The sequence below is a fragment of the Rothia sp. HMSC072E10 genome, from assembly GCF_001813965.1.
Taxonomy (GTDB): domain Bacteria; phylum Actinomycetota; class Actinomycetes; order Actinomycetales; family Micrococcaceae; genus Rothia; species Rothia mucilaginosa_A.
Genome location: NZ_KV814485.1, coordinates 24,153 through 30,866, shown reverse-complemented (window position 1 = coordinate 30,866; position 6,714 = coordinate 24,153). Strand labels below are relative to the sequence as shown.

Here is a 6,714-nt window from a genome sequence, read left to right as displayed (position 1 = left end):
TTGCGTTCACTGTATGGTTTTTGGATAACAATCCAATAGGCAATAAAAAGAGCCCGCTTGCGCGGGCTCTTTTGCTTTAACAGCTAAAGCTGGGAAGGGGGCAGGCCCAGGTGGGTCTGCCCCTTTTTTGTGCCCTCGCACCCCTTCGAAGGGAGAGGAGGCAAGGAGGAAGAAAGAATATTTCCTCCTGAGAGGTGACCAGTGGGATAGAGTAGAACCATGCACTACCCCATGTTTTCCCACGCACCAGAGCCTACCGACCAGCAGCAACCGGTCAGCGAAGAACGCACTGTAGCCCTCTATGTAGAAAGCACTCTGGAGCCCCACGAAGTATGGGCAGCACTCACTGAATACATTCACCTCTGGTGGCCCAGGCAGCTCCTACAGAGCGAGGAAAGCCATATAGACCTCTCCGCTGAGCTATTGTTCAAAGAGACCGAGAACGGTGATGTTATTCCTATAGCCCGTGTTATCCAATGCGTAAACGAAGATGTACTTACCATTGCCCCCTACCCGGGTACACACCTGGGGCGCCTCATGGGAGCGGATGAAGAGATAGAAGAGAGCCTGAGCTTCATCCTGGATGCCCTAGCACCGGAGACTGCAGAAGGACCGCTATCCCTGCTCGAGATGAGTAGCGGTACCTACAAAGGACTAGAGGATGAGGAGTTAGGCATCTACGCGGGACACGAAGAAGTAGCTGCGCTACTCATGGGTGCGTATGCCCGTTTCATTGGAGCTGAACTCCAGAAGGAAAAACTATAAGGTATTCTCGACCCTGTAGAGTGGTATGTCATGAGCACACAGGAGCAGAACACCCCGCGGAAAAAAGGCGCACGCCCCACCTGGGCGCGGCTGCGCACCAAAGCCGCAGAGGGACGATCTCTGCAATACAGCAGAGCCGATATGCTGAGGTAAAGCAATATCTGGTTCCGCAAGCAGGGCGTGCCCCTCATCATTCCTGCACGTCAGCGTGCTCTCGACGCGTTCCCGCGCTCCGTTCCCTGGATTCTGTGGGTGAGCATCATGCACGTCTGCTATATCTTCCTGCGCAACATTCTCCTCTTCGTAGTAGAGGACGTGAAAGGTTCCCTACCGAACTACATCAAAGCTCTCACAAGCGATAGTGCCCTCAGCAACGAAGCACTCCCAGTGCTCGTACTTGGCGGGATTTTCCTCGTTATGCCGGTTATCTCCGGTGTGTTCATTACTCTTGCCCACAAGCTGATGGTTCGCACCCCGCAGTGGGTTCAAATCACCGCAGGTGCTTTTACCGTACTCGTTGCAGGGGCTCAGCTTCCCGCGTGCCTGGGCTGTTCTGGGGCTCATGGGGCTTGCCGTGTTCGTGGTCGTCACAACCTCCCTGGAACGCACAGCGCGCCTGCTGGGGCGCTCCAGAGGCGACGACATCGCACGCTTTAGCGACAACGACTACGAGCATGCCGCAGCCCTCGAAGGCGGAATCTGGAACACCGCTCAAGACTGGGTCGAAGAGAAGAAAATCCTCAAACACCGACCCCTCAAAATCGCACCCTGGAGCAACCTCATCATCATCCCCATAATCGGGCAGATCATTCAGGCGACCCTCTTCATGCTGCTCGTCTTCGGGTTCTTCATGGGGTTCTCATCCGTAGCCATTAGCGACACCATCATCGAATCGTGGATGGCCGTCAAACCCAAACACCTCAAAATCCTCGGCGTAGACACCAATATCAACGCCGTGGTCATCAAGGTGTCCATGATCGTTGCCGTGTTCTCCGGGCTCAGCTTCGTCGCAACCACCAGTAGCGACGAAAAATATGCCCGAAGCTTCCTCAAACCCATGATTGAGCAAATCAAGCACATCCTGATTATTCGCGATATCTACCTGGGGCTTGCTCACCATGCCTAAAAGCGAAGTACTCGTACCCCTTAGCGAGGAGGAGACTGCGGAAAAAGAGCCTGACAAGGGATAAAAGGTATGGTGCTAGTGGGCGGATAGGTCCATAGTGAGCAGGTTGAATACCAGATACACCATGAGTAGGGCCACCGCTGCGTCAAGTACACGCCAGGCCTCCGGGCGGGCGAAGAGCGGACGTAAAATTCGTGAGCCGTAGCCAATCATGAGGAACCACAGCACGCTACCGCAGCAGCAGCCCAGGTAATACCACCAGCGGCCGGGATCGCCCTGCGTATTAGCCAGAGAACCGAGGAAAATCGTTGTGTCCAACCATGCCAGCGGGTTGAGGTAGGTGACCGCCGCCGTGGTTAGCAGGGCCGCCTTCAACGACTGCGCATCCTCGGTACCCTCCTCAACGACAACCGCATGCGGGGTGAAAACACGCTTCGCCGACTCGTAGCCGAACCACGCCAGAAAAGCTGCGCCGACGTAGCGGAGAACCTCCATAACCCACGGGGCGGCGTCAAGTAGCGCACCAAGACCCACGACACCCAAGCCAATCATGAGCGCATCCGAGAGCACGCAGAAGATAATAATCGGGGTAATATGCCGACCCGTAATGCCCTGACGCAACACAAACGTGCCCTGGGCGCCAATGGCGGCCACCAAAGAGATAGTGGTGGTGGCACCCAGAAACAGCAGGGACAGGGATGTGGACATCGTGAAACTTTCTATGTCGATCAAACGGGGTGTGAACCCGCGTACGCAGTGGCGGGTAGCGGCTCCCTTACTACCAGCTTGCCAGGCAAAAGCTCGCGACGCAGGGATAAAGCCTGCGTTAGCTGAAGTGTGAAGTGCCAGAGATGAGAATACGGGAAAAAGGACCCTAAATCTATCTAAATATTTTCACACTGCGTAAGATATTCTTATGACACGTTTCAGTACCGACCAGCTCACCACCTTCGCCACCGTCATCGAATATGGCACCTTCGACGCGGCGGCAGATATCCTGCGAGTGAGCCCCTCCGCCATCTCCCAGCGCATCAAAGCCATGGAGCAGATCGCCGGAAAGGTTCTGCTGCGCCGAAGCAATCCTGTGACCCCCACGGATGCCGGACAGAGCGTGCTGCGCATCGCCCGCCAGAGTGAATTCCTGCAGCAAGAAATGGAACGCGAACTCATGGGTGCCGGCGGCTTCCAAAGCGTGTCTGTGGCGGTCAATGCCGATTCGCTTGCCACCTGGTTCATCGACGCCGTCGGAACCCTCAGCCGCGAAGACAGCATCTTCTGCGACCTGCGACGAGAAGGCGAATTCCACTCCTCCGCCATGCTCCGCTCCGGAGAAGTCATGGCAGTCATCACCTCCAAACCCGAAAAAATCCCCGGCTGCTCCGTTGAAACCCTCGGTGTGGCACGGTACTGGTGCGTCGCCACCCCCGACTACGTGCGGCGCTACCTGCTCGGCTGGCCCAAGCGCGTAAGCCGCGAGGAGCTCAACCAGGCCCCCGTCGTCGAATACGACCGCAAAGACTTCGTGCAGGACGTAGCACGAGTCCTCATCGAACAAGAAGTAGGTCTGGAGGCTGAAGAAACCTTCACCCAAAGCCCCACCATCTACATTCCCTCCTCCCCGGACTACGCGCGTGCTGTCAGCGCCGGTATCGCATGGGGTCTTATCCCCGAAGCGCAATGCGCCGAAGAACTCGCAAGCGGGCACCTCATCAAGCTCGCCGTAACCCCCGTAGAATTCCCTCTCTACTGGCAACGGTGGAACATTAACTCACCCGTCATGGAGACCGTAACCCGCCGCGTTCACGAAGCGGCACGAGGCGACCTTATCTACTAGAAGGGGGCTTTGTGGAACGTCACCAGGTGGCCCTCTACCTTGGCTCCATGGCTGTGGGAGTTGCCTGCGCGGGGCTGGGCGGATGGAGTCAGGTCTCCGAGCATCTCGTGCCCTACGCGCTCGGTGCGCTACTGTGGACCAACTTCGCCCTCATGCCCCTGGCCGGCATGAATGTTGGTCAGCATAAGATGCTTGTTCGCAGGGTCGTGCTGGCGGCTACCCTTGGAACCCCGATTCTAGTTGCGCTGCTCGTTCCCCTCTTTATTCCCGAGGGTGGTCCCGTTGCTTTAGCTGCAGCGATTGTTCTGCTGGCTCCATGCGTGGATTACGTTGTGGTCTTTACGTGTATCGCCGGAGGGGAATATTGAGGTTTGCTGGCGGCAACACCCTACCTACTTAGCGCCCAGATCCTTTCTATTTCTATATGGACTAGTGTATATATTTATATTAGAATATTAAATATGGGGACAGTGGGAGAAATATTCCCTCTCCCCGTCGAAAGCTACATCAGCCTTGCACCGCTCATCGTGCCCCTAGCAGCCGCCTATCTGGCGCAACGCTGGTCAGCCCGCTCACCGCAGCGTCAGCAAACCTCATGAGCGCCACCGTACTCACCCAAACCCTCACCGAACTGCTCATCATGGTCGCTATGACCGCGACCTTCCGGACTGCCTTTCAGAACAGAAAAACAGGGGCAGAGAGTCACTAGCCCCCGGTTCTTCGAGAACGACAGAGGCGGCCGCCCAGTAATGGGACAGCCGCCTCCTCAATACGCTCTAGCGCCAGCGGGTCATCATCAGCATACTCACCATCATGGCGCCCACGCCGATGCTGACGTTCCACATACCCAAGTCAGGAATCGGGAATAGGCCCTGCGTAATGTAGAAAACAATAATCCACAGGATGCCCAGGGCCAGCAGCGAAAACATGATGACTCGGTACCACAGCGGAGTCTGCTCCTTCAGCTGCGTACCGCTCTCCATCTCATGGGCAATCTCGCGCAGACGAATCTCGCTTGCGTCCTCCACCTCAGACTTCTCGGACTTCTGAGACTTCTTCTTGGACGATGCCTTAGCCGAGTTGGACGACATACTTCCTCCGCTTATTGTTGTATGGGTAACCTAAAAATATACGTTTACACCTATCTTTGCAGACTTGCGGGATGATTTCACCTCGCCCGAGCGTTAAACACAGCGTATGACGGCTGAGAAACGCAATGCCACTAACCCCAAGGAGAGAGCATGAGCCACGGAAAGGCACATAATGCCGCGCGCCGACCCCGCACCGTGCTGCAATGGATCATCCAGATTACCGGCGAGCTCCTTATCACCGCGGGCGTTATTCTGCTTCTCTTCGTTGCCTGGCAGCTGTGGTGGACCAATATCGACGCCGACCGTACCCAGTCCCAGGCCGTCAGCACCCTCGTGCAGGAGTTTGACGCGCATCCGGCCGAAGCCCCGCCCAGCTGGGACCCTAACACCCCTCCCGCCGGGCTGAGCGAACCCGAACACGGTGAGGTCTTCGGAGTCGTCTACATCCCCAAATTTGGCGCGGATTATCATCGTCCCGCCACCCAGGGCACCAGCGCCGACGTGCTCGACTCCCTCGGTCTCGGACACTACGACGGGACCGCCATGCCCGGCCAGGTCGGCAACTTCTCCCTCGCCGGCCACCGCCAAACCCGCGGTAAGGTCCTCAACGACATCGACCTGCTCACCGAAGGCGACCACATCTACGTGCGCACCAAAGACGGCTACTACACCTACACCGTCTACAGCCACGAAATCGTGCAGCCTGACCAGGTTGAAGTCATCGAACCTGTGCCCGGCCAACCCGGTGTGGCCCCCACCGAGCGTCTCATGACCCTCACCACCTGCCACCCACGCTACGGCGATACCGAACGATACATCGTGCACGCCCGATTCGAATCGTGGCGTCCCGCCTCCGCCGGCGCCCCCGCAGAAATCGCCGCTTCGGTGGCCGGATCTTAAGGAAAGGAAAAGAACATGTACGGATGGATTTTCCGACACCTGCCCGGGCCCCTGTGGCTGCGCATCATTATTGCCATCGTGCTGGTGCTCGTAGCCGTCTACCTGCTCATGGAGTACGTCTTCCCGCACTTCGCCGAGTACGGCCCCTTCAACCAGAACGTCACCATCAACCATTAGCACTAGGACAACACCATGACCCGCATCCTTGTCATCGACAACTACGATAGCTTCGTCTTCACCCTTGTGGGATACCTGCAGCAGCTCGGCGCCGAGACCACGGTCATCCGCAACGATGAATACGACCTGGACCACGTGCTGAAGCTCGCGGAAGACCACGACGGCGTGCTCATCTCTCCAGGCCCCGGAGCGCCCTCTGAAGCCGGCGTCATTATTGACACCATCCGCTGGGCGGCTGAGGCAAAGAAGCCCCTGTTGGGCGTCTGCCTGGGCCACCAGGCCATTGCCGAGGCTTTTGGCGGCACCGTTACCCACGCCCCCGAACTGATGCACGGCAAGACCTCGAAGATGGTGCACGAGAACGTTTCCGTCTTCAAGGACGTGCCCTGCCCCTTCACCGCGACCCGCTACCACTCGCTTGCGGTCGTACCCGAGAGCATGCCGGACGTCCTGGAAACCACCTCCACGACCGACAACGGCATCATTATGGGCCTGCGCCACCGCGAAGCCCCCATGCACGGCGTGCAGTTCCACCCCGAATCGGTCCTGACCGAAGGCGGCTACCTGATGCTCGGCAACTGGCTTGAAGAAACCGGCCTGCAGGGCGCCGCAGAACGCGCTAAGAGCCTCTCGCCCCTCATGGCCTAATCCCTCTTAAGCCTTTAGCGTCCTCAGTGGCTTATATCGCCTCCAGAAGGTCCGTAGTAGGCGCATTACAGGGAAGCTGGAGGCGATACTCTATCTGAGCCCATAGTCGCGAGCAAGCCCGGGCACACGGGCAGGCACACGAAAGGGGCGGCGCCCCACACCCAACGGTGTAG

9 protein-coding genes are annotated in these 6,714 nt (G+C 57.8%); 7 read left to right on the top strand and 2 right to left on the bottom strand.

Annotated elements, in window-relative coordinates; all coding sequences use genetic code 11:
• Positions 1-219 precede the first annotated feature (219 nt).
• Together HMPREF2944_RS01645 and HMPREF2944_RS09320 are read left to right on the top strand one after the other, a co-directional pair.
• Entirely contained in the window at positions 220-765 is a 546-nt protein-coding gene (locus HMPREF2944_RS01645; RefSeq protein ID WP_070679843.1) for a GTPase, read from the top strand.
• A gap of 499 nt (positions 766-1,264) precedes the next feature.
• The gene (locus HMPREF2944_RS09320) at positions 1,265-1,891 is read left to right on the top strand and encodes a hypothetical protein (protein WP_246826233.1); all 627 of its coding nucleotides are present in this window, start codon (positions 1,265-1,267) and stop codon (positions 1,889-1,891) included.
• Positions 1,892-1,966: 75 nt separating this feature from the next.
• Here the strand turns inward: HMPREF2944_RS09320 and HMPREF2944_RS01635 are convergent, their stop codons facing one another.
• Positions 1,967-2,599 (bottom strand): LysE/ArgO family amino acid transporter, encoded by a 633-nt coding sequence (locus HMPREF2944_RS01635; protein ID WP_049333723.1) that lies wholly within the window; start codon positions 2,597-2,599, stop codon positions 1,967-1,969.
• A 208-nt stretch (positions 2,600-2,807) separates the two neighbouring features.
• Here HMPREF2944_RS01635 and HMPREF2944_RS01630 point away from each other — a divergent pair, with 208 nt between their 5' ends.
• The gene (locus HMPREF2944_RS01630) at positions 2,808-3,725 is read left to right on the top strand and encodes a LysR family transcriptional regulator ArgP (protein WP_070679840.1); all 918 of its coding nucleotides are present in this window, start codon (positions 2,808-2,810) and stop codon (positions 3,723-3,725) included.
• Positions 3,726-3,736: 11 nt separating this feature from the next.
• Positions 3,737-4,093 (top strand): hypothetical protein, encoded by a 357-nt coding sequence (locus tag HMPREF2944_RS01625; protein ID WP_070679837.1) that lies wholly within the window; start codon positions 3,737-3,739, stop codon positions 4,091-4,093.
• A gap of 408 nt (positions 4,094-4,501) precedes the next feature.
• Here HMPREF2944_RS01625 and HMPREF2944_RS01620 read toward each other — a convergent pair whose 3' ends face one another.
• Positions 4,502-4,816 (bottom strand): cell division protein CrgA, encoded by a 315-nt coding sequence (locus tag HMPREF2944_RS01620; protein ID WP_049333728.1) that lies wholly within the window; start codon positions 4,814-4,816, stop codon positions 4,502-4,504.
• A 150-nt stretch (positions 4,817-4,966) separates the two neighbouring features.
• Between HMPREF2944_RS01620 and HMPREF2944_RS01615 the strand changes: the two genes are divergently transcribed.
• Genes HMPREF2944_RS01615 through HMPREF2944_RS01610 form a run of 3 tightly spaced genes read left to right on the top strand, consistent with a single transcriptional unit; the run spans position 4,967 to position 6,541 of the window.
• A complete protein-coding gene (locus HMPREF2944_RS01615) occupies positions 4,967-5,716 on the top strand; it encodes a class E sortase (protein ID WP_049333730.1) in 750 nt (249 codons plus the stop codon).
• Between the two features lie 15 nt (positions 5,717-5,731).
• Complete coding sequence (locus tag HMPREF2944_RS09220; protein WP_049333732.1) at positions 5,732-5,893, top strand: hypothetical protein; 162 nt, start codon at positions 5,732-5,734, stop codon at positions 5,891-5,893.
• Between the two features lie 15 nt (positions 5,894-5,908).
• The gene (locus HMPREF2944_RS01610; RefSeq protein ID WP_070648556.1) at positions 5,909-6,541 is read left to right on the top strand and encodes an aminodeoxychorismate/anthranilate synthase component II; all 633 of its coding nucleotides are present in this window, start codon (positions 5,909-5,911) and stop codon (positions 6,539-6,541) included.
• Positions 6,542-6,714: the final 173 nt, after the last annotated feature.